Source organism: Maribacter sp. PR1, from assembly GCF_028464145.1.
Taxonomy (GTDB): domain Bacteria; phylum Bacteroidota; class Bacteroidia; order Flavobacteriales; family Flavobacteriaceae; genus Maribacter.
Genome location: NZ_JAQPCG010000001.1, coordinates 680,771 through 706,231, shown reverse-complemented (window position 1 = coordinate 706,231; position 25,461 = coordinate 680,771). Strand labels below are relative to the sequence as shown.

23 protein-coding genes are annotated in these 25,461 nt (G+C 39.6%); 3 read left to right on the top strand and 20 right to left on the bottom strand.

What is annotated here, in order from left to right:
• Positions 1 to 14: 14 nt before the first annotated feature.
• Genes PP182_RS02990 through PP182_RS02935 form a run of 12 tightly spaced genes read right to left on the bottom strand, consistent with a single transcriptional unit; the run spans position 15 to position 10,181 of the window.
• Positions 15 to 1,022, bottom strand: a complete 1,008-nt coding sequence (locus PP182_RS02990) for a BtrH N-terminal domain-containing protein (RefSeq protein ID WP_272649840.1) — start codon at positions 1,020 to 1,022, stop codon at positions 15 to 17.
• A complete protein-coding gene (locus PP182_RS02985) occupies positions 1,006 to 1,416 on the bottom strand; it encodes a hypothetical protein (RefSeq protein ID WP_272649839.1) in 411 nt (136 codons plus the stop codon). The genes PP182_RS02990 and PP182_RS02985 overlap by 17 nt, the downstream gene beginning before the upstream one ends.
• A 2-nt stretch (positions 1,417 to 1,418) precedes the next feature.
• Positions 1,419 to 1,874: an ABC transporter permease gene (locus PP182_RS02980; RefSeq protein WP_272649838.1), complete on the bottom strand. Its 456-nt coding sequence runs from the start codon at positions 1,872 to 1,874 to the stop codon at positions 1,419 to 1,421.
• 5 nt (positions 1,875 to 1,879) lie between these two features.
• Positions 1,880 to 2,314 (bottom strand): hypothetical protein, encoded by a 435-nt coding sequence (locus PP182_RS02975; protein ID WP_272649837.1) that lies wholly within the window; start codon positions 2,312 to 2,314, stop codon positions 1,880 to 1,882.
• Positions 2,315 to 3,448: a beta-ketoacyl-ACP synthase III gene (locus PP182_RS02970; protein WP_272649836.1), complete on the bottom strand. Its 1,134-nt coding sequence runs from the start codon at positions 3,446 to 3,448 to the stop codon at positions 2,315 to 2,317. It lies immediately after the preceding gene.
• On the bottom strand, positions 3,445 to 4,374 hold the full coding sequence (locus PP182_RS02965) for a dialkylrecorsinol condensing enzyme DarA (RefSeq protein WP_272649835.1): 930 nt from the start codon (positions 4,372 to 4,374) through the stop codon (positions 3,445 to 3,447). Before PP182_RS02965 ends, PP182_RS02970 begins: the two co-directional genes overlap by 4 nt.
• Positions 4,371 to 5,258: an LpxL/LpxP family acyltransferase gene (locus tag PP182_RS02960; RefSeq protein WP_272649834.1), complete on the bottom strand. Its 888-nt coding sequence runs from the start codon at positions 5,256 to 5,258 to the stop codon at positions 4,371 to 4,373. Before PP182_RS02960 ends, PP182_RS02965 begins: the two co-directional genes overlap by 4 nt.
• Before the next feature lie 23 nt (positions 5,259 to 5,281).
• A complete protein-coding gene (locus PP182_RS02955; RefSeq protein ID WP_272649985.1) occupies positions 5,282 to 5,524 on the bottom strand; it encodes an acyl carrier protein in 243 nt (80 codons plus the stop codon).
• A gap of 5 nt (positions 5,525 to 5,529) precedes the next feature.
• A complete protein-coding gene (locus PP182_RS02950; RefSeq protein ID WP_272649833.1) occupies positions 5,530 to 6,753 on the bottom strand; it encodes a beta-ketoacyl-[acyl-carrier-protein] synthase family protein in 1,224 nt (407 codons plus the stop codon).
• Positions 6,754 to 6,766: 13 nt separating this feature from the next.
• Positions 6,767 to 7,513 carry a 3-oxoacyl-ACP reductase FabG gene (gene fabG / locus PP182_RS02945; protein ID WP_272649832.1) on the bottom strand — a complete coding sequence of 249 codons (747 nt, stop codon included), beginning with the start codon at positions 7,511 to 7,513 and terminating at the stop codon, positions 6,767 to 6,769.
• Between the two features lie 14 nt (positions 7,514 to 7,527).
• A complete protein-coding gene (locus PP182_RS02940) occupies positions 7,528 to 8,649 on the bottom strand; it encodes a WG repeat-containing protein (protein ID WP_272649831.1) in 1,122 nt (373 codons plus the stop codon).
• Positions 8,650 to 8,651: 2 nt separating this feature from the next.
• The gene (locus PP182_RS02935) at positions 8,652 to 10,181 is read right to left on the bottom strand and encodes an HAL/PAL/TAL family ammonia-lyase (RefSeq protein ID WP_272649830.1); all 1,530 of its coding nucleotides are present in this window, start codon (positions 10,179 to 10,181) and stop codon (positions 8,652 to 8,654) included.
• A 119-nt stretch (positions 10,182 to 10,300) separates the two neighbouring features.
• Between PP182_RS02935 and PP182_RS02930 the strand changes: the two genes are divergently transcribed.
• The gene (locus PP182_RS02930; RefSeq protein ID WP_272649829.1) at positions 10,301 to 11,548 is read left to right on the top strand and encodes an NAD(P)/FAD-dependent oxidoreductase; all 1,248 of its coding nucleotides are present in this window, start codon (positions 10,301 to 10,303) and stop codon (positions 11,546 to 11,548) included.
• A gap of 30 nt (positions 11,549 to 11,578) precedes the next feature.
• Here PP182_RS02930 and PP182_RS02925 read toward each other — a convergent pair whose 3' ends face one another.
• Positions 11,579 to 12,178, bottom strand: a complete 600-nt coding sequence (locus PP182_RS02925) for a hypothetical protein (RefSeq protein ID WP_272649828.1) — start codon at positions 12,176 to 12,178, stop codon at positions 11,579 to 11,581.
• Positions 12,179 to 12,262: 84 nt separating this feature from the next.
• Positions 12,263 to 13,546 (bottom strand): serine hydrolase domain-containing protein, encoded by a 1,284-nt coding sequence (locus PP182_RS02920; protein ID WP_272649827.1) that lies wholly within the window; start codon positions 13,544 to 13,546, stop codon positions 12,263 to 12,265.
• Positions 13,547 to 13,772: 226 nt separating this feature from the next.
• On the opposite strand from PP182_RS02920, the gene PP182_RS02915 reads away from it, so the two are divergent.
• Positions 13,773 to 15,431, top strand: coding sequence for a solute:sodium symporter family transporter (locus PP182_RS02915; RefSeq protein ID WP_272649826.1), 1,659 nt, complete (start codon positions 13,773 to 13,775; stop codon positions 15,429 to 15,431).
• A 3-nt stretch (positions 15,432 to 15,434) separates the two neighbouring features.
• Here PP182_RS02915 and PP182_RS02910 read toward each other — a convergent pair whose 3' ends face one another.
• The 6 genes from PP182_RS02910 to PP182_RS02885 all read right to left on the bottom strand — a co-directional run bounded on the left by PP182_RS02910 (position 15,435) and on the right by PP182_RS02885 (position 24,902).
• Positions 15,435 to 16,268 (bottom strand): phosphatase PAP2 family protein, encoded by an 834-nt coding sequence (locus tag PP182_RS02910; RefSeq protein ID WP_272649825.1) that lies wholly within the window; start codon positions 16,266 to 16,268, stop codon positions 15,435 to 15,437.
• A gap of 125 nt (positions 16,269 to 16,393) precedes the next feature.
• Positions 16,394 to 17,296, bottom strand: a complete 903-nt coding sequence (locus tag PP182_RS02905) for a histone deacetylase family protein (protein WP_272649824.1) — start codon at positions 17,294 to 17,296, stop codon at positions 16,394 to 16,396.
• A 20-nt stretch (positions 17,297 to 17,316) separates the two neighbouring features.
• A complete protein-coding gene (locus tag PP182_RS02900; RefSeq protein ID WP_272649823.1) occupies positions 17,317 to 19,458 on the bottom strand; it encodes a Tex family protein in 2,142 nt (713 codons plus the stop codon).
• A gap of 24 nt (positions 19,459 to 19,482) precedes the next feature.
• A complete protein-coding gene (gene metG / locus PP182_RS02895; RefSeq protein WP_272649822.1) occupies positions 19,483 to 21,558 on the bottom strand; it encodes a methionine--tRNA ligase in 2,076 nt (691 codons plus the stop codon).
• A gap of 126 nt (positions 21,559 to 21,684) precedes the next feature.
• Positions 21,685 to 23,397, bottom strand: coding sequence for a DUF1501 domain-containing protein (locus PP182_RS02890; RefSeq protein ID WP_272649821.1), 1,713 nt, complete (start codon positions 23,395 to 23,397; stop codon positions 21,685 to 21,687).
• A gap of 11 nt (positions 23,398 to 23,408) precedes the next feature.
• Entirely contained in the window at positions 23,409 to 24,902 is a 1,494-nt protein-coding gene (locus PP182_RS02885; protein ID WP_272649820.1) for a DUF1800 domain-containing protein, read from the bottom strand.
• 189 nt (positions 24,903 to 25,091) lie between these two features.
• Between PP182_RS02885 and PP182_RS02880 the strand changes: the two genes are divergently transcribed.
• On the top strand, positions 25,092 to 25,451 hold the full coding sequence (locus PP182_RS02880) for a YraN family protein (protein WP_272649819.1): 360 nt from the start codon (positions 25,092 to 25,094) through the stop codon (positions 25,449 to 25,451).
• The last annotated feature ends 10 nt before the right edge of the window (positions 25,452 to 25,461 follow it).

The window sequence follows — 25,461 nt, the reverse complement described above, 5'->3', positions numbered from 1 at the left end:
GACAATTGACGGTCTTATACCGCTTTTTTCAGGGATTTAAAAAACTGTTCTTCCCTGTGGGCCAATGCTTCTAGCTGTAGGGCCACTTCATCATAGCCACTACTCGCTGCATTTCTATTCTTGTAGATTCGGGAGGCATCTACGGCAAAATCGCGCCATGCATCTCCAATAGAGGTCATATCCTTTGAAAGTTCCATTAATTTAGGATTATCCAAAATTGCGCTGGCCTCTTGTAAAAATGCAGCATAAATGTATCTGAAACCACCGCCACCGGTGCCTATCTCCTCCTGCATACGAACAATCTGACCCAAATAATGATTTGCCTTTTTGGGACCTAATTTCTTGGGCCATTTTCTAATGTTTTTTGCTACCCATCTCATGGCCTTAACACCCACAATAGGAACAGGCGCGGTCATATCTCTGGCGGTTTGCTTAATACCTTTCACAATGGCAGATTTGAGTTCCAATTCATCGGGAAAGGAAATAGGGTAGTACATATGTCCCTTCGGGGCAAAAGCACCCTTGGCAAAGCGAACCTTCTCCAATTCCTTCTCCGTTAGGCTGGTAACTTCCTCCATGACCGGATCGCTAATGAGATATCTGTCGCCTTCCCTACCATAGACGACCATATTATGAGCGTTGAAATGAAAGCGGTATTCGTCAGGGAAATAAATTAAGTTATATACCCCAACTTGCAATCCTACGGGATTGTTTCTTTCTAAATTTTGATCAAGACGTTGCCGTGCCAATTTGGGATTCTTAAACTTTTCCCGTTTCATTTTTATACCTGTCCGCTTGGCAAATTTTTTAAAAATCAACCCTGGCATGGAACGATAGGTAAAAACAGGAGCGTAATTGACTTTCAAGAAAGGAAGATAACTGAACAACAATCCAGAACCAATACCGAATACCATGGGTTCACTGATATTAAAACCGTTATGCTTCATTAAGTTTGAAACGACTCCGTTTTCGCAATGCGCAGACTGATTATGTGCAAAGTCTATTTTAAGATTCTCCGGCATCAATATTTTTTAATTGTTCAACGCTAATGTCAAAAACATCGGCATATTTTTTTAGGGTTTTTTGGTTGAGTCTTTTAAAAATAGAAGGTTTGAAATGCCTTTTCACTCGCCATTGCCACATACCCACATAACTGGCCAAAACAGGCAGGTCCATTTTGTGTACTTCCATGTAGTATTCTATGGGACTTGTTTCGTTATTTAATACCCTGGTTTTTGCATTGGCGATGCGCTCCTCTATTTCTTTAATAGCATTATCCAAGGCAATTTTTTTTGGATCCCAGCCTGTACTTAAAGAAGTAGTATACTTACCATCGTCATCAACTGCGTATACCATCTCCCTAAAATTGGCAGAGGCAAGATTACTCTCGTCCTGAGGCACTTCTTCTTTCTTCATAATTATACTTCTTGAATCAAGCAGTTTAAAGTACAATCTACGATTAAATCATCATTTCTAAAAGTATTGGAACTCATGGTGCAGATGCTAACACCATTAAGGTCATATCTGGAAAGTAGCTTGGCCTTTGTCACTAAAGTCTCATTAACTTTTGGCAGTGCGAAGATTTCCACCTTTTTTATTGCACTTATATAACCTATTAAATTATTACTATTCCCTTCTAAATCTTCATCGTCGTAAAAACTTTGTCCTACGATTGCCGAACAGGTTTGAGCGGCATTTTCGATGAGACCACCTTCGGTAAAAAAATCATTTTCTAGAAAAATGCACTTTGGAGTTATAATGAATTCTGTAATAACCGAAGTGTTATCTATAAAGGGCATATTACTGACCAATAACATAGGTGGTCTGTGGGGCAAGAATTTTTTAATATCTATTTTTTGCCCGTTTCCTTCCATGTTTTTTAGGCTAAGGCTGTTTTAATTTCGCTAACGGCAATAAGTTTTTGGTCACATTCTACTTTAGCTTCTACCAAGGTAACACCCATGATGTCGTGCAAAATAGTAACCGTAGTAACTAACTCAGACCCCAATTTTGGAAGGTCAAAGACTTCCGCTTTTTTTATAGCGCCAATATAACCAACTGGAGCAGGTTCGTTTTTTAAGTAATAGGTGTAGCCCTTATGCATGGCCACCGTTTGGGCCATATTTTCTATAAGTCCGGGCTCCAAAAAAATATTTTCAAAACAAAAAAGGTTATTTTCCTGTATCGTAAGGCCAGAAACAATTATATCTTCAGAGAACTGATATAACTTGTCCACCATAACAAAAGGTTCTTTCTGTGGAATCAGATTGATGACAAAATCCAAATTGGTTATAGGTGGCTGTACCAATTTCATTTAACAAACGGTTAGGTAAGCGTACATGTATGAAAAACGTGCGCTTTCCGGTACATGTAATAGAATCTTATCTCCTTTTTTCAGTTTGCCCGAAGCTACTAATTCTTCCAGCATAACATATATTGAGGCGGCACCGATATTACCGATATGTTCAAGGTTTAGAAACCATTTTTCCCAAGGCATGGGTACACCCTGTTTTTCCATTTCTTGATACAGGCTTTCCTTAAAATAATAGGAAGAAATGTGTGGTAGGTAGTAGTCCACATCTTCCGGGCCAATTCCATGTTTTGCATAGGCTTGCTTAAGACTGTCCACACCTTTTACCAGAATGTTGGCGCCTAATAACCTGGTATCCTGCTTCATGGCGAACAAAGCCTTCTTCCCCCATTCATTCGCAGGGAATTCGCTCCAAGGTTTTAAGTTTCCATCCTCCTTTTTTTCTGCCCCGGCATACATACAGGCATCCATTTCAAAGGCATAGGAATAACCATCCATCCATTCTATCTTTAACGGGTTTGGGCCGTTTGGTTCACCTTCTAAAAGAACGGCTCCTGCACCATCGGAAAGCATCCATCGCAAGAACTCTTTATTAAAAGCTAATATTGGATTGTCTTCCAAGTCTTTCAAATGTTCGACCTCATTTTCGAAAACATCACTTTTCATCCAAGAAGAAGTGCGTTCGGAGCCAGCACAAACAGCATTCTGCACCTGTTCCGTCATCACCGAAAGAAAACCATACTTGAGTGCGTTCATACCTGAACAACAAGCCCCGGAAGGAGAGTTGATTTCCATGTTTCCGTTTTTTAAGTATCCATGTACCATCGCAGCATGGGAGGGCAGAATTTGATCTGGACTGGAAGTGCCGCAAGATAAAAGTTGAATATCCTTAGACCTAAAATTTTCGTCGCAGAGTTTTTCTACGACTTCCTTTGTCAATTGGGCATTGTTATGTGTGGTGTTGCCATGCTCATCAATGGCATAATACCGTTGTTTTATTTGGTTGTTTCTTAAAACTACACGTCTTGCCTTAGAAGCTTTCCCGTTGATAACTCCCAGTTTTTCCTCCATTTCCTCGTTGGAAATAGGTTTGTTGGGTAAAAATTTGGCGATTTTAGTTATAAATACGTCCTTCATTCATTCTCTTTTAACGCAACTGAAGAATAATAGATTTTATCTTTTCTTCTTCGTTTGTAGCTCGGCAAATAAGTCAGCAAAAATACGATAAAAACTATAGGGGCTATGACCCAAATGGCAAATAACAAATAAATCTTGAAGAAACCAATCCATTTTAAGCGTTTAGGATTTCCGAGCGCTCCTTTCTTAATAATGTGGTTTGCCCATTTGGAGAAAAGTACATTTCCACGCTTATCCGTCATAATTAAAAACGGATTAACCTTAACTCCGTCCAAAGCTAAAATTTGGCTTTGAAGCGTCTCGAATTCGCTGTCTACAAGAGCTTTTTTTATGGGGATACCAAACCTTTCCGCATTTTGTATATCCTTTTCTGAAACACCCGGTTTAGGGAAAATTCCTAAATAACGGTCCTTTCTCCCAGAGAACATCCAGTGGGCAATGGTAATTACACTGATATGATTTATGTTTCTATCCACTAAAGCGATATGACCCACCAAATTTGCCTCCACATTTTGTAATAGCTTTTTCATTTTCTCTTGTGCCATAATCCACATATTTCTGCAAGCTACAACAGTAACGACTGGAACATCTTTTAAAAGAACTTTTGCGGTTTCGGACTTTAGGAAGGTATTGATTGGTATTGATGGGGTTAAAAACCAAACTTGATAGCCCAATACTACCAAGTCATATTTCTTGTCCAAAATATGCTTTGCAGGCAATTCATAATTACTGGGAATCTGCAGGAAAGACTCTGGAAAACTGTCATAAAACTTTTCCTTATCCCAAGGGAATTCATAGTTCGGTCTTGCAACAATTTCAAAATAAGTGATATTAATGTTATCCCCTTGAATGTTTGTTACCATATTTTCCAATATGGATAATAATTGACCAGTCTGCGAATAGTATATAATTAAAACTTCTTTCATTTCTTAAGACTGTCTTTCCAAAAATCAAAATAATTAAACCATTGAAGTGGGTATTTTTTTAATATCCATTCCATACTTTGTGTGAATTCCTTTAACAGCGCTAGTGGGTCCCTTGCTTTGGCTACTGCTTTTTTGGCGAATAGATGGTATTCTTTATTAGGACCTTTCATTACATAAACAAAAAGTACGGGAACTTTTAACCTGGTGGCCAAAAGAAATGGACCTAGCGGAAAATCAGCTTCTGTTCCTAGGAACTCCTGTTTCAAGGTTTTTGATCCTGGAAGGTAACGATCTCCGGTAAAGACCACCAAACCTCCTTGATCTAGGACGGAGTGAATTTCAAAAATATGGGACATATCTTCCTGTACGACTATGAATTCCATAGATGACTTTGCTACTATTCCATCCATATATTCTTTTATGTTCTCATGCTCCGCATGCGTAGTAACCATAAAAATTTTTGATATCGAATACCTATTTTCTAAGAAATAATGAGAAACCTCAAAATTCCCAATATGACCACTTATAAGGATTCCTCCTTTATTTTGTTGTAGCAAATGGTCTATATGCTCAATACCATCATGGGTATAATTGTACTTATCCCTGAAATTGGTAGAAATTGCTACCCTATCCGTTAGTACCCTTCCCAGCATATAGTAGCTCTTATATATAGAAGCAATACTTTTTGAAGTTGAATACTTGAGCCTTCTTTTAAAATAATAGTAAATAGCTCTTGAGCTATTAATCGAGAATAAGAAATAGTAGAAAACTACAAACCGAAGAATAAAATAAGCGGTTCCTATACCAAAAGTTGTTAGAAAAAAGATATATAGCTTATAGCCTAGGACGGTACCTTTAGATTTTCCTTCCCATTCAGTCGCCATTCACCTAAATTCTATGGATTATTCTAATCCAGTTTTTTTTCAATTAGATTATAGAAGTCTTGTAAGGTAATTACGTTGACAAAGTCTTCACCTACCAATTTAACACCGAAATTACTTTCAACGGCCACGACCAAATCTACAAAGTCAAGGCTGTCCAAACCTATAGTATCCTTTAGGTTAGCACTAGGTTCCAATTCTTCCTCTTCTACTTCAAAATCTTCAATCAAGAAGTCGTTAATCTTCTCGATTATGGTTTGTCTGGTCATCATTCTTAGTCAACTTTTTTAACTATCAAAGCGGAGTTGGTTCCGCCAAATCCAAATGAATTGGACAAAAATACATCAATTTTTTTATCTAGCGTTTTGTTAGCAAGGTTTAGTTTTGCAGCGTCTTCGTCGGGGTTTTCGAGATTAATGTTTGGTGCAATAAAGCTGTTTTGCATCATCAGCATGGAATAAATCACCTCACTTGCACCTGCCATCCAACATTCGTGTCCGGTCATTGATTTTGTGGAACTAATATGAGGTGCACTGTTGCCAAATACCTCGAAAAGAGCCTTGGCTTCATTTGCATCACCGACAGGTGTTGAGGTTGCATGGGCATTTATATAATCAATTGTTTTGGCGTCTATTTTTGCATCCTTTAATGCTTTGCCCATTGCCCTTGCAGGTCCATCGACGTTTGGTGTTGAGATATGGTCCCCATTTGATGAAAAACCGTATCCAATGACTTCGCCAAGGATTGGTGCCCCTCTTTTAAGCGCACTATCATAACTTTCCAAAATAATGGTTGCTCCTCCACCACTCGGGATAAGGCCGTTTCTGTCTTTGTCAAAGGGTCTTGAGGCCTTCGTAGGTTCTTCTGGACGCACTCCAAATACACCCAAACCATCAAAACTTGCCATAGAAATATGATTTGTTTCCTGAGCGCCACCGGCAATGATGCAGTCTTGTAACCCGCTTTTTATCAAATGATAGGCCAATCCAATAGAATGTGAACCACTTGCACAGGCTGCACTTAAGGTTAGATTGATACCCTTGAGTTTAAAAATGGTGGAAAGATTCATGGTTACCGTTGAGTTCATTGCTTTAAAAATAGCACCGGAACCCACAAGTGTAGTGTCTTTTTTTGCCTTGATAACCTCAATGGATTCAACTACGGATAAAGCCGTACTATCATTTCCATAAATAATGCCTACTTCGTTTTTTTCGAAAAAATCTTCATCAATCAGCGCATTTTGCATTGCTTCTAGTGTAGCTACATACGCATAACGACTTTCTTCGCCCATGCTTACACGCTGTCTTCTGGAAAGCAGCTTCTTCAAGTCCGGGTCTTCTACAATCCCTGTTAATGGTGATCTATATCCAAATTCCGCTCGGACTGGATCAATGCCAATACCGGATTTGCCCAGATACAATGAGTTTTTAACTTCCTCTAGATTCTTGCCTATGCAAGAATAAATGCCCATACCCGTAATTACGACTCGCTTCATCAACCGCTTCTTTTACTCAAGAATAAATACCTCCGTTAATATTTATTACTTCGCCGGTAATATAAGATGTTTTGTCCGAAGCCAAAAATGAAACTACATGAGCCACTTCTTCAGGTTTGCCGAATCTATTGACAGGAATCATCTTTTTTAGCTCGGACTCTTCCAAATCCTCGGTCATATCGGTTTCAATAAATCCAGGAGCCACGGCATTTACGGTTATTTTTCTTTTGGCCACTTCTTGAGCCAGGGCTTTTGTTGCGCCAATAACTGCACTTTTGGCCGCTGAATAGTTGGTTTGGCCAGGGGTTCCCTTGAGTCCGGACACAGATACAATATTGATGATCCTGCCGTATCTATTGGTCAATAATTTTTGGATTAGCGCATTGGTTACATTGTAAAAACCGTCCAAACTTGTATTGATTACGGAGGACCAGTCCTCTTTGGGCATCCACATAAAGAGACCGTCTTTTTTTATACCGGCATTGTTCACCAGTACCTCAATGACCGCATCTTTATGGTCTTCATGCCATTGTTCCAATTTGGTTTTTACCCCTTCCGAATTAGTGACATTAAACTGTATAATTTCTCCAGATCCTCCCACCTCCTTTACTATGGCAAGGGTTTCTTCCGCAGCATCCTTATTACTATTGTAATTAATTAGTAAGGTATAATCCAAATCTTTTGCGAGTTGGATGCAAACTGCTCGTCCAATTCCCCTGGACCCACCGGTAACCAGTGCATATTTAATTTTTTCTTTTCCCATTAAAAAATAGTCAATTAATTTTTTACAAATGGCTCTGCATTTTGATACCATTTGTTTCCTAGAAGTTCACCTTTTGTATTAAAGAACCCCCAACCTTCTTTTGATTTTAAACGGGCGAAATCACCTAAAAACCCTTTGTCGTTATCCCCTGATAAAAAGGCGAAGCCGGCGGTAATATCATAGTCCATAGGTATAATTAGGTTTCCTGAAGTATCTATAAACCCCCAATCCTTATCTTTTACTGGTGCCATTCCATTTTCGGAGAATACCTCGGCGTCCCTATATTGAAAGTCGATTACGGTTTTTCCTTGCTTATCAATAAATCCCCATTCCTTGTTTTCCGCTACTGGAGCCAAGCCATTGGAGAAGGCACGGGCTTTTTTGTAAATGGGTTGAATTACCCATTCTCCGTTCGAATTAACAAAACCGGTCATTTTATCCTTTCTGGCATAGGTTAATCCAGAGTTTCCATGAAAGTTCCAAACTTTATCTGCTCCATCGATAACGTTAAATGATCCGTTATGTATAATTCCAAAAGTGTCCCCTTTTTTTCCATAAACACCGGCCTTGTTCCATGTATTCCCAATTTCTTCATACTCCACGGGGATAACGACTTCCCCTTGGTTATTTATCATACCCCATAATTCGCCTTTTCTAACTTTGGCATAACCGTCCCTAAAAGATTTTATCTCGTCGTAGGTAGGTTCTAATACCATTTTCCCATCCGTACCAATTAATCCTATCTTATCTCCTTGACGAATAAATGCAACGCCACCCTCAAAATCATAGAATTTTTCGGTGGAAGGTACCTCCAGTTCATTTCCGCTAGGGTCAATATACCTCCAACGATCGTCTTTCAAGACTAAGGCATAGCCAGAGTTGAAATATTTAACCCTATCGTATGTTGGTTCAATGGCCCATTCTCCTTTTGTGTTAATGAACCCCCACATTTTATCCTTTTCTATTGGGGCATATCCTTCAGAAAAACTTTTGGCCGTTTCAAATTGAGGTTCAATCGTATATTCCCCTGAAGTGTTTATATAGCCGAACAGGTCATTTTCACGAACCAGAGCCAATTCTTGTGCAAAAGAAAAGACAAAGGTAAAAGTTGACAATAGTGTTAAAATTCGTTTCATGATTATCTATTTTGATGGTTAATAATATAGTTCTTGACTTGATTTACAAAGGGATACATTACAATATCCTCCTTGAACGGGGGAACTATTTTACGAACGGCATCGTACATTATCTTGGTTTTGGAGGAAACCTTGTCGGCCATTCCTAAATATTCAATGGCTTGGACAATGGTTATCATTTCAATGGCAACTACCTCAAAAGCGTTCTCGATCACTTTTTTTGTAATGAGGGCCGCATTGGTGCCCATGCTTACAATATCCTGATTGTCATTGTTGTTCGGAATACTGTGGACATACATGGGATTGGACAACATTTGGTTTTCCGCCGTGGTCGAAGTTGCAGTAAATTGAACTCCCTGCATTCCAAAATTTAATCCTAATGTACCTAAATTAACAAAAGGAGGCAAGATATTGTTCAACTTAGAGTTTAATAAATAGTTTAATTGTCGCTCTGCCAGCATACTCATTTTAGTGACCACGATTTTCAATTTATCCATTTCCAATGAAACGTAGTCACCATGAAAATTTCCGCCGTGATAGACGTGTTTTTTATCTACATCTACAATAGGATTGTCATTTGCAGAATTTACCTCCTCAATTAGGATGCGTTCCACTTCGTTCAAGGTGTCCAGAACTGGCCCCAGAATCTGAGGTACACAGCGGATGGAGTAGTATTCCTGTACCTTTTCCTCAAAAACCGATACTTCATTATTATCACTATACAAATGATGCTCTCGCTTGCGGGTCAAAGCGCTATCACTTAAATGGCTACGCATGGCCCTAGCTATTTCCCTTTGACCTCTATGCTTCTTGGTTTGGTTAAGCTCACTGGAAAGATGGTCGTCATAGGCCTGCATAATTTCATTGATGGCCGAGGAACATGAGATGCCCCATTCCAACAATCTACGGGTATAAATAGTATTTACAATTCCAATTCCTGTCATCACGGAGGTTCCGTTCATTAGACCTAGGCCTTCCCTCAATTCCACCTTTATAGGGCTAATTCCTTCGATTTTAAAAACTTCTTCAGTGGGTCTTCTTTCTCCTTTATAAAACACCTCGCCTTCACCAATGAGCACCAATGCCAAATGTGCCAATTGAACCAAATCTCCACTGGCCCCCACCCCACCGTGTTCATAGATTAGGGGAATTATGTCCTTGTTGAGCAATTCTGCCATAACGGTAATCACAGATACGTGAACTCCGGAATTTCCTAAACTCAATGTGTTTAAACGGGCTAGCATAGCCGCTTTAACATATTTGGGTTCAATTGGGTTTGCCGTACCCGAGGCGTGACTCCTTATCAAATTGTACTGTAATTGTAGGGTTTCGGAATCCTTGATTTTATATTGAGCCATAGGCCCGAATCCAGTATTTACACCATAAATAATCTTATTTTTGGAAAATTCTTTCAAAAAATTATGGCTCTCCTCGACAGTATTTAGTAGTTCTTTTGAAAGTTGAATGGTTTTTTTTTCAAAAATTACATTGTAAAAATCTTCAATTCCTAGACTTCCTTTAATTTCTGGCATGTATGGTTGATTCTAAAAGGTATAAATAATACCTTAGTCATTATAAATAAGCATCTTTAGCAGCAAATTTAAAATAATTAGCGAATTAGGTTAATGATTGTTAAGGAAATAATCCTACAATGAAAGAAGAAAAAATAGATGTGTTGGTTATTGGTGCGGGACCTTCCGGTTCCGTTGCAGCTTCCTATCTCTTCAATAAAGGCTTTTCTGTCAAGGTAGTGGAGAAAAATAAGTTTCCAAGGTTTGTGATAGGGGAAAGTCTTATACCTAGATGTATGGATCATTTCGAGGCTGTAGGGTTAATGGATTGTCTAAAAGAGAAGGGTTTTGAAGTTAAAACGGGGGCAAGATTTTTACAAGGTAAAAAAGTCTGTGAGTTCGATTTCAGTAAAAAACATACCAAAGGTTGGGATTGGACATGGCAAGTTCCAAGGGCTGAGTTTGATAAAACGTTGACCGATGAGCTTCTCAAACGAGGAGTAGATGTTGAATTTGAAAAAGAAGTAACCGGAGTAAGTTTCAACGGAAATCATTCCCGGACAACCATCGTGGACAAGGAGGGTACAATTTCTGAAATTGAAGCCAAATTTATTATCGATTCCAGCGGATTCGGCAGGGTGTTACCGCGTTTGTTAGATTTGGAAAAACCTTCTGTAATCCCTAAACATTCTTCTATTTTTACCCATGTCAAGGATGTAAGAAAACCCGAAGGTTGGGAGGGTCATAGAATTACTTTTGATATCGTAAGTCAAGAGACCTGGCTGTGGGTTATTCCGTTTTCAAATGGGTATACCAGTATTGGTTATGTAGGACCGACCGACTATTTAGAATCTTTTGAGGGAACCACCGAAGAACGGTTACGTCAAATGATGAAATTAAGTACCCACTATAACGATAGGTTCGATGGCCTGCCATATGAATTTGAACCTAAAATGATTAAGAACATAGCAAAATCCGTAAAACAATTATATGGAAAAGGTTATGTGCTTACAGGAAATAGTGCGGAATTTTTAGATCCTGTATTTTCTTCGGGCGTAACTTTTGCCACAGAATCTGCCCACCTTTCTGCACAACTCATTGCTAGAGAGCTAAACGGAGAAAGAGTGGACTGGGAAACCGAGTATTCCCAATATATGTTAGAGGGTGTCGATGTTTTTTCTACCTATGTGAAGGAATGGTATACCGGGAATTTGCAGAAAATATTCTTTACAGATTCAGAAAATCCGATTATTAAAAAGCAGATCTGTTCGGTATTGGCCGGGTATGTATGGGATAGATCAAATCCTTTCGTAAAGAATCATCATCGATTAGTGCGAACTGTGGCCCATATTACGGATATGGAAAAAGAAAACGCCGGTCAATCATAACCAGCGTTTACTTATAGGCCATACAAAAATTTATAAGACTCTTTTGTTGAATTCTTTTGCCATGTTTTTTGCGAGTTTTGCATAACACTCGGAAATTCTATAGCCCGAATTATAATCGTAACCCATGGCCCCACTTCCTTGTACATCCCTGTAACTTCCGGAAAATAGAATATTGTTTTCATTTCCTGTTTCATAGATTATGACAGTAGCATCGATTTCTGCATTGTGCCTAACAATTCCAACATTGTACCCAGGGTATATTTTAGTAGTGTGGATTTTCATGGTATACTCCGCAGCATCTTCCGATACGCTTAATTCATTATCATCAAATCTCTTATTAAACGATTCAATGAATTTTGGGTGATATTTATCTGGCCGGTCGTTGAACCAATCGTTTTTAAAACGTTCCCCGTCGCCTGCCTTTTTTTCTTCCCTTTTGTCCATTTTATCCTTTAGGAAAGCTTCTTCGTTGTCAAATTTGGGTATTTGCACATCAGTATAATCAAAAACTAGGCTATAGGTGTCTATTCCTTTAAGGTTTTTAAAATCTCCTTCTTGGGTTTTTAAACGCTGTGCCGATACACTTAGGCTAGCCAATACTAGTACAATGGATACGAATTGTTTTTTCATAAATTAATTTTTAGAATTAATGGCGATTTTTATCTATGGATGATTAAATGATCTATTGGTTAACGTGTAAGTGCACTTTATATTTTAATCATCAATAGCCGTAAAGACCATTTGTCTAAATTTCCAACCCGTATAATCATTTACAGGGCCTTGAGTCTGTTTCATAATGATGCCTATTATATTTTCTTGGGGATCCGCGAAATATTGGGTATTAAAGTATCCTCCCCAACTAAACGTGCCTTCGCTACCTTCACCACCGGACATGGCGCCTTTTTCATTTACAATTTCAAAAGCAAGGCCGTAATCCTTTCCTCCATCCCAAATAGTACCAATTTGATTGCTTAAAATGCTATAAACGGTAGTTCTACTCAAAAGTCGTTTCCCATTTAATTCTCCGCCATTTAAGTACATTTGAAGAAAAGTGGCGTAATCCTTAGCGGTACTGGATAAACCAGCACCGCCCGAGAAGAAAGTTCCTCCGCTATTGGGGTAGTCTATTTCAAAAACGGGTGTGCTAAAATTTTTCCATTTGTTCCCATCTTTGTATTGAACCGAAACCAATCTGTCCGCTTTTTCTTTTGGCAGATAAAAATAAGTGTCGTTCATCTGCAAGGGCTCAAAAATTCGCGTACTTAAAAATTCGTCAAAGGGCATACCTGAAACAATTTCTATTAAATATCCAAGTACGTCCAGACCCTCGCTATAAGTCCATGCTTCGCCTGGTTCATGGTGCAAGGGTAGGGTAGCCAGCTTTTTTATATTATCCCCGATTAGTATCTTTTTAGAAGTGAAGGCATCGATGATTCCTGCTTTGGCATATATTTTTCTAAAACGTTCGTCGCCATCGATCATTCCATAGCCAATGCCCGAGGTATGTGTGATGAGGTCCCTTATTGTAATTTGATTTTCTGCGGGTTTGGTTGTGTAGGTAGAGTCGGCTTCGTTAAATGTGTCCAATATCTGAGCCGCTTCAAATTGGGGTATATATTTTGAAATAGGGTCGTCCAATTTGAACTTACCTTCCTCCCAAAGAATCATTACGGCCGTAGCGGTAATAGCCTTTGTTTGTGATGCGATTCTAAAAATGGCGTCTTTTTCCATCTCCTTTCCTTTTTCAGAATTAGCCATCCCATACGCTTCATGAAATACTACTTTACCGTTACGAGCTATAAGTGCTACTGCCCCGGGCAAATTGTCTTTTGAGATTTCGTTTTTCAACATCAGGTCAATTCTATCCAATCTTTCCGGGGACATTCCCTGTGAGGATGGATTAGCGGCTATAAGAGCTGGACTGTTTTTTATTGAATTTGTTTGTGCAGTTAGGCATAGAGAAAAAAGCACAAGGGACAATTGGAAAAGACGTTTCATATAGAATGACAATTGGTTGTTATTTTTTAAATGTAACAAAAGTTTTCCTTATTTAATCGCTAAAATGCGCCCACTATAATTGTATGTATTATATTAGTTGCCATCCTTTTGTGTGAATTTCATAATTTACCCTCCTGTCAATTCATAAGTAATCATCAATAATGGATTGAAAAACAGGATTTAGGATGAAAAACAAACTAAATTAACCGACTAATTTTCCCTCTTTATGGATTTTCTTGCTGTATTTTCCTTTCTTGGCTTTACCTTACTTGTGGCGATCATCGCCTGGTATGCTACACGAAGCACAAATGAGAAATCTTCTGACGGTTACTTTTTAGGGGGTAGAAGCTTAACCGCTGGAGTTATTGCAGGATCCCTATTACTTACCAATCTATCCACTGAACAGATTGTTGGCCTTAACGGTAGTGCCTATAAGGATGGCTTATCGGTTATGGCTTGGGAAACCCTTGCTGCAATGGCCATGGTGGTCACAGCAGTGTTTTTATTGCCCAGGTATTTGAAAGGCGGACTGACCACGGTTCCCCAGTTCTTGGCCGAACGATTCGATGTTGCAACAAAAACGATTACCTCAGCCTTGTTTCTGACAGGTTATGTAGTGGTGTTACTTCCCGTAATTCTTTATTCCGGCTCTGTTGCGATCAGTGGTATGTTCGATGTTCCCGGAATGTTTAATATTTCAGAATCAGCAGCCTTGGTTTACTGTATTTGGGGCATAGGGATTATAGGGTCAATATATGCCGTGTTTGGCGGATTGAAGGCAGTTGCCGTTTCGGATAGTATCAATGCGATAGGTCTTATCATTGGTGGTATTATGATTCCTGTTTTTGGATTGATGGCCATTGGCGATGGTAGTGTTACCCAAGGTCTGGATGTTTTGATTAGCTCCAATCCGGAACGATTCGATTCTACGGGGGAAAAGGGCCAGGAAGTTCCTTTTGCTACGATTTTTACCGGCATGATGTTGGTGCAGTTGTTTTATTGGGGAACCAATCAACAAATAATTCAAAGGGCTTTAGGGGCCAAGAACTTGGCCGAAGGTCAGAAAGGTCTTCTCCTAGCGGCATTTTTAAAGATTTTAGGTCCAATCATACTTGTACTGCCAGGAATGATTGCCTTTTATTATTTTGAGGGAGGATTGGCATCAAGTGATTTGGCCTACCCTGAATTGGTTCGCGCGGTTTTACCAAAAGCCTTAGTTGGATTTTTTGCTGCGGTTCTCTTCGGGGCTATATTAAGTTCCTTCAATAGCGTGCTTAATAGTTCGGTTACCTTGTTCGGGATCGATATTTATAAGCAACACATTAACAGAGATGCGTCCGAAGCAACCGTGGTGAAATACGGTAAGATTTTTGGAATTTGCTTGGCTCTAGCGGCTATGTTCATCGCTCCCTTGATTGCAAACGCAGGGAGCCTTTTTAACTATCTTCAGGAAATTAACGGAATTTATAGTATTCCTATTTTTACCATCATCGTGGTGGGATATTTAACAAAGCGGGTTCCCGCCATTGCCGCCAAAATTGGAATATTCCTAGGCTCTGCCCTTTATATCGTTAGTCAATTTATTATGAAGCCCCATTTTATCGGGAATGCTTTGGAGGAGGCCAAGAACGCTGGGGTTACTGACCCTGCCCAGTTATCCTTGGTAGAGGCCGATGCCTACCCGCATTATTTGCATGTAATGGCCATCTTGTTCTTGATGAACTGCATAATCATGTTGGTCATAGGTAAGTTCTATCCTAGGAAGGAGGCTTTCGAATTAAAATATACGGAACAGGTAGATATATTGCCTTATAAGTATGTAAAACAGGCGGGCCTTATGGTTGTGGTAATCGTAGTGGGAATATATATTTATTTCGCTAAGTAAACTTCAAAACCTCAGATTGAGTCCTAATTGACCAGGCCCAAAAGTAAGGTTCCAGCTAACTTTTTTACTTTGATTATTATATTTTTGGTCGTACTTGGAATCCAAATATCTATCAATGGATTCTACGGTCGCAATACTAATGGCAAAAGCAAAGACCATATCGCTAAACCAGTGTTGCCCGTCCCAAACTCTGGAAATGCCCGGAATTGCACCAACGGTGTAAATCCCAGCTTTGATCCATGGGTTTTTAAATTGCTTCGCGATGGCATAGGCGTTAGTGAAAGCTAATATGGCATGACCCGAAGGAAAGGAATGGAAATTCCTACTGGAATTAAAAGGATCAAAAGTATCCTTTCCAAGTTCTGCCAAGGGTCTGGCTCTACCTACAACTGACTTTAGGACTTGTTGTAAAAGTCCGGCCGAAGTAGCAGATGCAATCAATAGAACTCCAGTTCTTCTTAGTTTTTCATCCTTTAGAAAAAGACCTGTTAAATAGACACCTGTGGTGGCTATATAATTATTTTCAGGACTTCCATAAAGTTCTCCATAATCACGTAACCATCTAGGAACTCCTTCTCTGTTGTTTCTTATAAAGCGAGACGTATTATCATCGAAAAGATAAACGAGACCTGTACCACCAACCACGGTACCAAAGTCAGCCCATTGTTTGCCTTTCCAATGAAAAGGCCTTGTATAGGAGTATCCTACCCCAGTAAACACATTTCCAATATCATAGGTTAACATTTTCCATCGGGTATCGATAGTGTCTAGTTTTTTTGATTGTCCGTAAGACTGAATAGACAGAAAAAATAAAAAGGTAAGTACTAAGTATCTCAATTTTTTGTTTTAAGGCTTCTAAAGTATTAAAAAACCAAACCTTTCAAAGGTTGAATAGCTTAAAAGCTTAACTCATTTCCTTTTTAAAAGTAGGAATGGTAAGAAAATCTGATAAAAGAATACTTCTATGAAAAGATATCCGTTGCCAACCTAAATGTGTTTGCATGCGCTTCAATAATTGTCTTTATGTCCTTAGAGTATCCTCCGCCCATGCTACATTGAACCGGGATTTCTGTTTCTTTACAGGTCTTCAGGACGAAACTATCCCTTTGTTTACAACCTTCCAAGGACATGCTCAATGTTCCCAATTTATCGGTTTCCAATACGTCCACACCGGAGAGGTAAAAAATAAAATCTGGTTGCTGTTCCTCTATAAGCCTTGGCAAAGTATTCCTTAAAATGGAGAGATATTCTTTATCTTGAGTTCCTTTTTCTAAGGGAATGTCCAAGTCTGACCGTTCCTTTTTAAAGGGGTAATTCCCTGTTCCGTGCATGGAGAACGTAAATACGGATGTGTCGTCCTGAAATATTTCCGCCGTACCATTACCTTGATGAACATCGAGATCCACTATCAATATTTTATGGGCTAAATTTTTGGCCTGTAAATATCTAGCGCCGATTGCCTGGTCGTTCAACATACAGAAAGCCTCTCCTCGATTGCTATAAGCATGGTGTGTGCCTCCGGCGATATTCATGGCAATACCATGTTCCAACGCAAATTCACAAGCTTTCATGGTACCGTCCGCAATTGTTCTTTCCCGTTGGATCAAGGTTTCATTTAACGGAAATCCTATCTTTCTCGCTTCTTTATGGGGTATTTTTAAATTCAGCAGGTCATAAAAGTATTCGGGTTCATGGACAGAAACAATATACTTGTCGTTAGGGATATCAGGCTCATAGAAATTTTCTTCCGTACAAGTTCCTTCATATAGCAATTGCTTGGGGAGTAACTCGTACTTTATCATGGGGAACCGATGCCCCTCTGGTAACGGATGTTTGTAAATAGGGTGATTGGCAATCTTAAGCATCCCGAAAAGTTACAAAAGTCTTACTTATGTAATTTCAATTGAATTCGTTTTCTTGGGATATCTACCGATAATACCTTCACAATAACCTGTTGATGTAGGTTAACATGGGCATTGACATCTTTTACAAAAGTATCGGCTAGGTTTGATACATGAATAAGTCCACTTTCTTTAATACCGATATCCACAAAACACCCAAAATTGGTAATGTTGTTTACGATACCGGGCAATAACTGCCCTTCCCTTACATCGGAAATGGATTTTATGTTTTGGTCAAAAGTAAAAATCTTGGCTTTATCCCTTCGGTCCAAGCCTGGTTTTTCGAGCTCTGAAAGGATATCTTTTAAGGTTGGAAGCCCTATAGTTTCTGAACAATAATTTTTTAAATCAATTTCTTGTAACAGGGTTTTGTTGCCAATGAGTTCCGTAACGCCTTTCTTCTTATCGGATGCCATTTCTTCAACTACGGAATAACTTTCTGGATGCACGGCAGAGTCGTCCAATGGGTTTTTGGCATCCTTGATGCGTAGAAATCCAGCTCCTTGTTCAAAGGCCTTGCCTCCCAAACGCGGTACATTCAAAATTTCTTGTCTACTGTTAAAGGCGCCATGTTCCTTTTTATGGGATACAATATTCTCTGCTAATTTCTGCCCGATTCCGGATACATAGCTTAAAAGGGAGACACTAGCCGTATTGATGTTTACGCCAATGGAGTTAACACAACTCTCTACCACCATATCCAAGGACTTCTTCAATTTTGATTGGTCTACATCATGTTGGTATTGTCCCACACCAATTGATTTCGGGTCAATTTTCACCAATTCCGCCAAGGGGTCTGCCAACCTTCTACCAATCGAAACCGCACCTCTGACCGTTACATCATAATTTGGAAATTCCTCTCGTGCAATCTTGGAAGCTGAGTAAATAGAAGCTCCGGCCTCACTTACAACGAAAACTTCTATAGGGTTTTTAAATGCTACTTTTTTTACGAGACGCTCTGTTTCCCTGGAGGCCGTTCCGTTTCCAATAGCAATGGCCTCAATCCTGTAGGCATTGGCGAGTGAACTTAATTTCTTTATGGCCCCTGAAGTGTCATTTTGTGGCGCATGTGGGTAAATGGTTTCATTATGCAACAAGTTACCCTGTTCATCTAAACACACCACTTTACAACCTGTTCTAAAACCTGGGTCGATTGCCAAAATTCGTTTTTCGCCCAAAGGCGCGCCTAATAGTAATTGCCGTAGATTTTTAGAAAAAACGGCAATCGCTTCATCGTCGGCTTTTTCCTTGGCCTTTTTTAGTAGTTCGTTTGAAAGAGAAGGAAACAGCAATCTTTTATAAGCGTCCGTAATTGCCAATTCGATTTGCTCAGCACAATTATTTTTGGACTTTATGATTCGGTTTTTAATACGTTCCAAAAGACGTTCATCATCTAAGTCTATTTTTACACGAATAAATTTTTCTGATTCGGCACGTAAAATGGCCAATAAGCGATGCGACGGACAACGATCTAGCGGTTCGCTCCAGTCAAAGTAATCCCGATATTTTTGAGCTTTTTCCTCTTTTTTCATTGAGGAAACAACCTTTGTTGTGATAAGGGCATATCGCTCCAATTGGTTACGGATTTGATTTCTAATATCCGTTCGTTCATTAATCCACTCCGCTATAATATGGCGTGCCCCTTCCAAGGCCTCGTCCTCATTTTTAATTTCTGAGCTTAGGTATTTGGAGGCCGTAAACATAAGATTGTCCGAACGCTGCGCCATGATAATTTTGGCCAAAGGTTCCAAGCCTTGTTTTCTTGCAACTTCAGCCTTGGTCTTTTTACTCTTTTTAAACGGAAGGTATAAATCTTCAAGAAGGGTCAAATCTGTAGCCGCTTCAAATTTTGCTTTAAGCTCTAGAGTTAAAAGGCCTTGTTCTTCAACCGCTTTAATAATAGCTTTTTTTCTTTTTTCCAGTGCTTCGTACTGTTCCTTGAATTGGACAATACTTCCAATTTGGACTTCGTCCAATCCACCTGTAGCTTCTTTTCTATATCGGGAGATAAAGGGTACGGTACTATCTTGATTTAAAAGTTTGATGGTATTATGTATTCCTTTTTCAGGAAGCTGCGTATGAAGTATAATATATTGTACCAAATCGGAATCTTTGGTGTTATTCATAAATTGAAATTTCTAATGGATACTTTAATTAATCCCAATTCCATTTCCAATCCCATCTTCGTCAGGATTCACAAAGACTAATTTACCTTTCTTGTTTTCCGTCATCAAAATCATGCCCTCACTTTCTACACCACGTAATGCCCTAGGCGCTAAATTGATCAGAACGGAAACCTTTTTGCCCACAACTTCTTCTGGAGTAAAACTTTCTGCAATACCTGAAACTATGGTGCGTACATCCAATCCTGTATCAACTTTTAAGACCAATAATTTTTTGGTTTTTGCCATTTTTTCCGCTTCAACAATTGTTCCCACTCTCATGTCCAATTTGGAGAAGTCATCAAATGTAATCGTATCTTTTTGTGGCATAAGTGTTTTGTTTTCTTGTTGATTTGCTTTTTTAGTTGCCTCCAGTTTGTCCAGCTGTGCCTGTATTTCAGTATCCTCTATTTTTCTAAAGAGTAATTCGGCCTTGTTTATTTGATGTCCTGAAGGTAGCAGGGTTTCTTTGGAGGATACATCGTTCCACGAGGTCTCGACTGCGCTCGACCGGACAGCTAGGATATTTTTAAGCTTATCCGATGTAAAAGGTAAAAAGGGTTCACTCAAAACGGCTAATCCAGTAGCAATTTGAAGGGCTAAGAACATTATTGTTTTAACGCGTTGCTCATCCTCCTTAATTACTTTCCATGGTTCCTCATCTGCCAAATATTTATTCCCTAATCTCGCAAGGTTCATCAGTTCCTGCCCGGCTTCCCTAAATCGATATCGTTCAAGGGAACTGGAGATAATTTCAGGATACTTTTTAAGCTCGGCCAAGGTTTCCTTGTCCACCTCTGAAAAAGCTTCTGGAGTGGGCACTTGTCCTCCATAATATTTATGGGTCAAAACAACGACCCGGTTTATGAAATTACCTAGAATTGCGACCAGTTCGTTATTATTCCTTGCTTGAAAATCTTTCCAAGTAAAGTCGTTATCCTTGGTTTCCGGAGCGTTTGCCGTTAGGGTATATCTGAGCACATCCTGCATCTCTGGAAAATCCAAAAGGTATTCATGTAACCAAACGGCCCAATTTTTTGAGGTAGATAGTTTGTTGCCTTCCAAGTTGAGGAATTCGTTAGCGGGAACATTCTCCGGTAAAATATAATCGCCATGGGCTTTTAAAATGGACGGGAAAATGATGCAGTGGAACACGATATTATCCTTTCCGATAAAATGGACCAGTTTGGTGTCTTTGTCCTTCCAATAGGGCTCCCAATCCAAGTTCTCTTTCTCTGCCCATTCTTTGGTAGATGATATATAACCGATAGGGGCATCGAACCATACGTATAGTACTTTGCCTTCGCCACCTTTTACTGGAACGGGTATGCCCCAGTCCAAATCCCGGGTTACCGCCCGTGGCTCCAAACCACCATCTATCCAGGATTTACATTGCCCATAAACATTGGGTTTCCAGTCGTCTTTATGGCCTTTTAAAATCCAGTCCCTAAGAAAATCTTCATATCGGTCCAACGGTAAAAACCAATGTGTCGTCTCTTTGGTTGTTGGAATTGATCCGGAGATGGTAGATTTTGGATTGATTAAATCGGTGGCGTTCAAGGAAGAACCGCAGTTTTCACATTGGTCTCCATAGGCTTCCTCATTTCCGCATTTTGGGCAAGTACCGATTACGAATCGGTCCGCCAAAAATTGTTTGGCCTCCTCATCATATAATTGAGCGGTTGTTTCCTCAATGAAATCATTCTGCTCATATAATTTTTTAAAGAAATCCGATGCGGTTTTATGGTGAATAGGTGCCGATGTTCTGGAGTAATTGTCAAAGGTGATTCCAAAGTCCTCAAAAGACTGTTTTATTATTCCATGGTACTTGTCGATGACATCCTTGGGAGTAATACCTTCTTTTTTAGCTTTCATTGAAATGGCCACTCCGTGCTCATCACTTCCACAGACAAAGGCAACATCTTTTCCTATGAGCCTTAAGTATCTTGCATAGATATCCGCAGGTACGTAAACCCCAGCTAAATGTCCAATATGTATAGGGCCATTGGTATAAGGAAGGGCTGCAGTAATTGTATATCTTTTGGGTGTTTTTGTTGTGGACATCAAAATAATTTAAGCCACAAAAATAAAGATTTTTAAGCCCGTAAAAGACCTGTTTTTTAAAAAAGAAAAACCCTCGGTATACCAATTTAGTAGTACCGAAGGTTAAGTAACATGTGGGGAAACCGTTTAAGCGACCATTACTGACTTACTCATCTTTTGATTTTGTACACTAATTCTATAAATGTACTTGCCGGTAGATAGTTGCTTGGGCACGCGCTCTCGTATATTGATTTCTGTGGACCCCTCCAGCATCATTTCGTTGAAGACTGTGCCTACATGTTGTCCAAGAATGTTATAAAGTTGTATATCAACCTGCGCCGTGAATGGCATTTCCAGGTAAATATGCGGGGTACTATCCGTTGGATAGAATGGTTTATGTACAATGGTATTAAGCAAATCTGGATTCGCGGGATCTGTACCTTCTTCTCCTGGTGGTGTCGGAGGTGTTACTTCACCATCACTGTAAACGATATCCGGAAAATCCGTACCACTGCAATTGAAACCTAAATTTACCGGCGCATAAGGATGGTCCAATAAATGTTGTTCCACTAACGGAATGTCTACACATAACCATTCTGCCAATACTGTGGCATATAAATCCCTAAAATCCATAGTGTATTCCAGATTTCCTCTTCCATCTGGATTGTCCAAGGTTGGGTGGTCACCTACAAACGCACTGCCATTTAAGCCAGAACCAAAAAATAGGGTAGGAGCGGCCTTGCCATGATCAGTACCATTAGAACCGTTTTCAAAGATTCTTCTGCCGAACTCGGAAAAAGTCATACTTAGAACCTTATTGTCCTGTTCTGTACAGGCTAAATCTTCATAAAAACTGTTGATAGCTATGGAAAGATTGGACATTAATCTTTCATGGGCCAAAGGTTGGTTGCCATGCGTGTCAAAACCACCCATGGATATCATATATACCTTGGTTCCTAAGTTCCCTTTAATCAATTTGGAAATAACTGATAATTGTCTTGCAAAGCCGTTATCTTGATACTCTACACCACATCCCAGTGCATCACCGCGTTCGTAAGCTTCATGGATTAAACCAGAGTATTCGTAGGTGGTATTGGCAACTCCTCTCAAGAATTTCAATTGGTCGCCATACATACAATCATTAAAAAGAGAATCGTCCAAACCGTATACAACTCCGGATTCTGCAATCTCTTCCAATTGATTGATGTTTGAGGTGACAAATGCATAATTGGTTTCCTCGCCCTGAAACACCAAACTACCAAATTGTCCAATTTGTATGGCCGCAGGGGCTGCTGGTGGATTTACTAGGTAATCTGGATAAATGTTTTCAAAATGTCTACCCATCCAACCTGTATTTAGACCGCTAAATCCGGTGGTAGCCAAATCGGTATTCGCAAAAATGTCGGACCCAGTAAAATGAGATAGACTCTGACCTTCATAACCAACCCCGTGGACAGCCTTGAATTGGCCTTCGCCCCACATGGGTTCTAAGGCACTCATATAGGAAGGAACTCCAAATTCATCCGTAAGTTTTAATACTTTACTTTCCGGAATGTAAATATTGGGACGTGCATTGGCATAACTATCGTATTGCTCTATAGGGATGACGGTACTTAATCCATCGTTGCCTCCGGATAAGCGTATCAATATTAGAATATTATCGGTTTCGGCTGCTGCAATACCTGCAGATAACGGGGATGGCCCTGAAGCCGTAAGCATATTGGCGCCTAGCATCATGGAACCGGAACCGGCGATTCCTAATGCTTGCAAAAAGGAACGTCGGCTCCAGATCTGATGTTCTTGATCATGGCCATCGTGTTGTAGGCCTTTATGAGGAGAATTGTGGTTTATATCGCACATAGTCGTAGGTGTTATTTTAGTTGAAATTCAGGTTGTCTCGCCAAATATTGAAGTAATAGATAGACTTGGAAGGGAGCCGCTGGCCATGTGGCCAAGGTCCATGATACTTGATTTCCTCCTTCGTAATATACATCCTCGACATCACTTCTAAAGATATCGTAGGCTTTTTGATATTCCCCATCGTTCAGAAGACCTTTGGGTAGGATAAAATCAATAATTAGTCTAGAAACTTCATCAGGATTGTTACTGGTTAATCCGGTATTTCCCGATATAGACAATCCCAAGGACCTGAACTGTTCATCGTCTGCCTGATAAAATGCTTCCAACATGCTTTCAATAGTTAACCATCGACCAATAATGAAGTTCGTATTGATCCAGGATCTATCCCTTTGCCAACCGGCAACGTCAACAGGATCAAACAATTCTTGGCTCAACAGTCTACTATAGTTTAGCATTTCGCTAACGGTAGTATCCGTGTAGGCAAAGCTGGTTTCCTTTAATGTGTTGAAATAAAAGTCTATGGGGCTTTTAATGATGACACCAATGGCTTCGTCGTCAAAAAAGTGTTGACTCTTGAACAATTGCCTTAAAACAGGGGCTATTTCAAAGTCATTGGCTAAAAAAGTAGCCGCCATGCCGTCTATAATTACCTGCGCATTGTTGGCTTCGTCCCTAGAGTCTGGATGAACGAAAAACTCATATAATTTCCTACAGATAAATTCTGCGATTTCATTGGGTCGCTGTTGGAACAAAATGGTAATGACATCATCATAACCCCAATTTCCGGTTTGACCAAAAATGGTTTTCGTTCCGGCATCATGCCGGTCTGCCCTAAACGTTACTTGCGTACAACCCACTTCGCCACGTTCCACATACCCTGTGAGCGCTCGTGCGGTTTCAATTACATCCTCTTCCGTATAACCATTTCCTTCACCGAGCGTAAAAAGCTCATAAAGCTCTCTAGCGTAATTTTCATTTGGATTGTTACCATTATTGAAAACACCATCCAAATAGTAAAGCATTGCGCTGGTTAAACCAATTTCGCTGGTAAAATCCCTAAAATTACCAATGGCGTTTCGTTGTAGACAATTAATATAGTAATACAAGAAAGAGTTACAGTCATAAACATCCAGTTCCGTAACAAAGTGGTTGCTCCAAAAGAAGCTTAACCGATCTCTGAGGTTATTGTTGAGCATGCCATTGGCATAATCTAACCGGAACTCTGATTGTTGTTGGTTGCGTACTTGTCTTCTGGCATCGTCGTCTTCCGGGTAGTTGGCATTGGTCCAGTCTGCCCAAGTGGGAGCTGCTAATGGAGGCATGTTGATTGCTTGGTCTACCAAAGAATCCACAAGTGTACCTGCATTCTGACCAACTGCCTGATTAATGGTGTCAACGGATGCACTAAATCCTAATCTTCTATACAAATGCGAAGCTCTAAGCTGGTCTAATGGAACATTATGAGGCGCAAGAGTAGAAGTATTACAATTAATGAAATATTCCATAGTCTTAAAAAGGGCGTTATAAAAAGTTACGTTCTATAGAGTTGGGGCTTCTATTTAACGAAACGAAATATTAGATAGTATATTTACCTGTATATTTTCGTTGACCGACAGCCGAAATTAGGGTGTTCAATTTTTAAAAACGTCAAAAACCGTATTTTTTCGACGAAATACACTCATTTAAAGAATATTATGGGAAAGCATAATGAATTTGGTAAGGAAGGTGAGCGGATAGCCAAAAATTATCTTATAGAAAAGGGCTATAATATCTGTTATCAAAACTACAGATACCTTAAAGCCGAGGTAGATATTATAGCCCAAAAGAATGGTATTTTGGCCATCGTGGAGGTGCGATCCAGAAGTTCTAAATTCTTGGAAAACATAGCAGAAACGGTTACTCCCAAGAAAATTAAACTTTTGGTCATGGCCGCTGATCATTATGTTACCTCACAAGATCTCGATGTTGAAATCCGATTTGATATCATTACTATTTTAAAACAAAAAGGGACTTTGGAGGTGGAGCATTTGGAATCGGCCTTCTATCATTTTTAAGTATCCTATT

Excerpts from the sequence above, each read along its gene's own strand:
- PP182_RS02990 (WP_272649840.1), bottom strand. The coding sequence starts at position 1,022 with ATGCCGGAGAATCTTAAAATAGACTTTGCACATAATCAGTCTGCGCAT.
- PP182_RS02985 (WP_272649839.1), bottom strand. The coding sequence starts at position 1,416 with ATGAAGAAAGAAGAAGTGCCTCAGGACGAGAGTAATCTTGCCTCTGCC.
- PP182_RS02980 (WP_272649838.1), bottom strand. The coding sequence starts at position 1,874 with ATGGAAGGAAACGGGCAAAAAATAGATATTAAAAAATTCTTGCCCCAC.
- PP182_RS02975 (WP_272649837.1), bottom strand. The coding sequence starts at position 2,314 with ATGAAATTGGTACAGCCACCTATAACCAATTTGGATTTTGTCATCAAT.
- PP182_RS02970 (WP_272649836.1), bottom strand. The coding sequence starts at position 3,448 with ATGAAGGACGTATTTATAACTAAAATCGCCAAATTTTTACCCAACAAA.
- PP182_RS02965 (WP_272649835.1), bottom strand. The coding sequence starts at position 4,374 with ATGAAAGAAGTTTTAATTATATACTATTCGCAGACTGGTCAATTATTA.
- PP182_RS02960 (WP_272649834.1), bottom strand. The coding sequence starts at position 5,258 with ATGGCGACTGAATGGGAAGGAAAATCTAAAGGTACCGTCCTAGGCTAT.
- PP182_RS02955 (WP_272649985.1), bottom strand. The coding sequence starts at position 5,524 with ATGACCAGACAAACCATAATCGAGAAGATTAACGACTTCTTGATTGAA.
- fabG (WP_272649832.1), bottom strand. The coding sequence starts at position 7,513 with ATGGGAAAAGAAAAAATTAAATATGCACTGGTTACCGGTGGGTCCAGG.
- PP182_RS02940 (WP_272649831.1), bottom strand. The coding sequence starts at position 8,649 with ATGAAACGAATTTTAACACTATTGTCAACTTTTACCTTTGTCTTTTCT.
- PP182_RS02935 (WP_272649830.1), bottom strand. The coding sequence starts at position 10,181 with ATGCCAGAAATTAAAGGAAGTCTAGGAATTGAAGATTTTTACAATGTA.
- PP182_RS02930 (WP_272649829.1), top strand. The coding sequence starts at position 10,301 with ATGAAAGAAGAAAAAATAGATGTGTTGGTTATTGGTGCGGGACCTTCC.
- PP182_RS02925 (WP_272649828.1), bottom strand. The coding sequence starts at position 12,178 with ATGAAAAAACAATTCGTATCCATTGTACTAGTATTGGCTAGCCTAAGT.
- PP182_RS02920 (WP_272649827.1), bottom strand. The coding sequence starts at position 13,546 with ATGAAACGTCTTTTCCAATTGTCCCTTGTGCTTTTTTCTCTATGCCTA.
- PP182_RS02915 (WP_272649826.1), top strand. The coding sequence starts at position 13,773 with ATGGATTTTCTTGCTGTATTTTCCTTTCTTGGCTTTACCTTACTTGTG.
- PP182_RS02905 (WP_272649824.1), bottom strand. The coding sequence starts at position 17,296 with ATGCTTAAGATTGCCAATCACCCTATTTACAAACATCCGTTACCAGAG.
- PP182_RS02900 (WP_272649823.1), bottom strand. The coding sequence starts at position 19,458 with ATGAATAACACCAAAGATTCCGATTTGGTACAATATATTATACTTCAT.
- metG (WP_272649822.1), bottom strand. The coding sequence starts at position 21,558 with ATGTCCACAACAAAAACACCCAAAAGATATACAATTACTGCAGCCCTT.
- PP182_RS02890 (WP_272649821.1), bottom strand. The coding sequence starts at position 23,397 with ATGTGCGATATAAACCACAATTCTCCTCATAAAGGCCTACAACACGAT.
- PP182_RS02885 (WP_272649820.1), bottom strand. The coding sequence starts at position 24,902 with ATGGAATATTTCATTAATTGTAATACTTCTACTCTTGCGCCTCATAAT.
- PP182_RS02880 (WP_272649819.1), top strand. The coding sequence starts at position 25,092 with ATGGGAAAGCATAATGAATTTGGTAAGGAAGGTGAGCGGATAGCCAAA.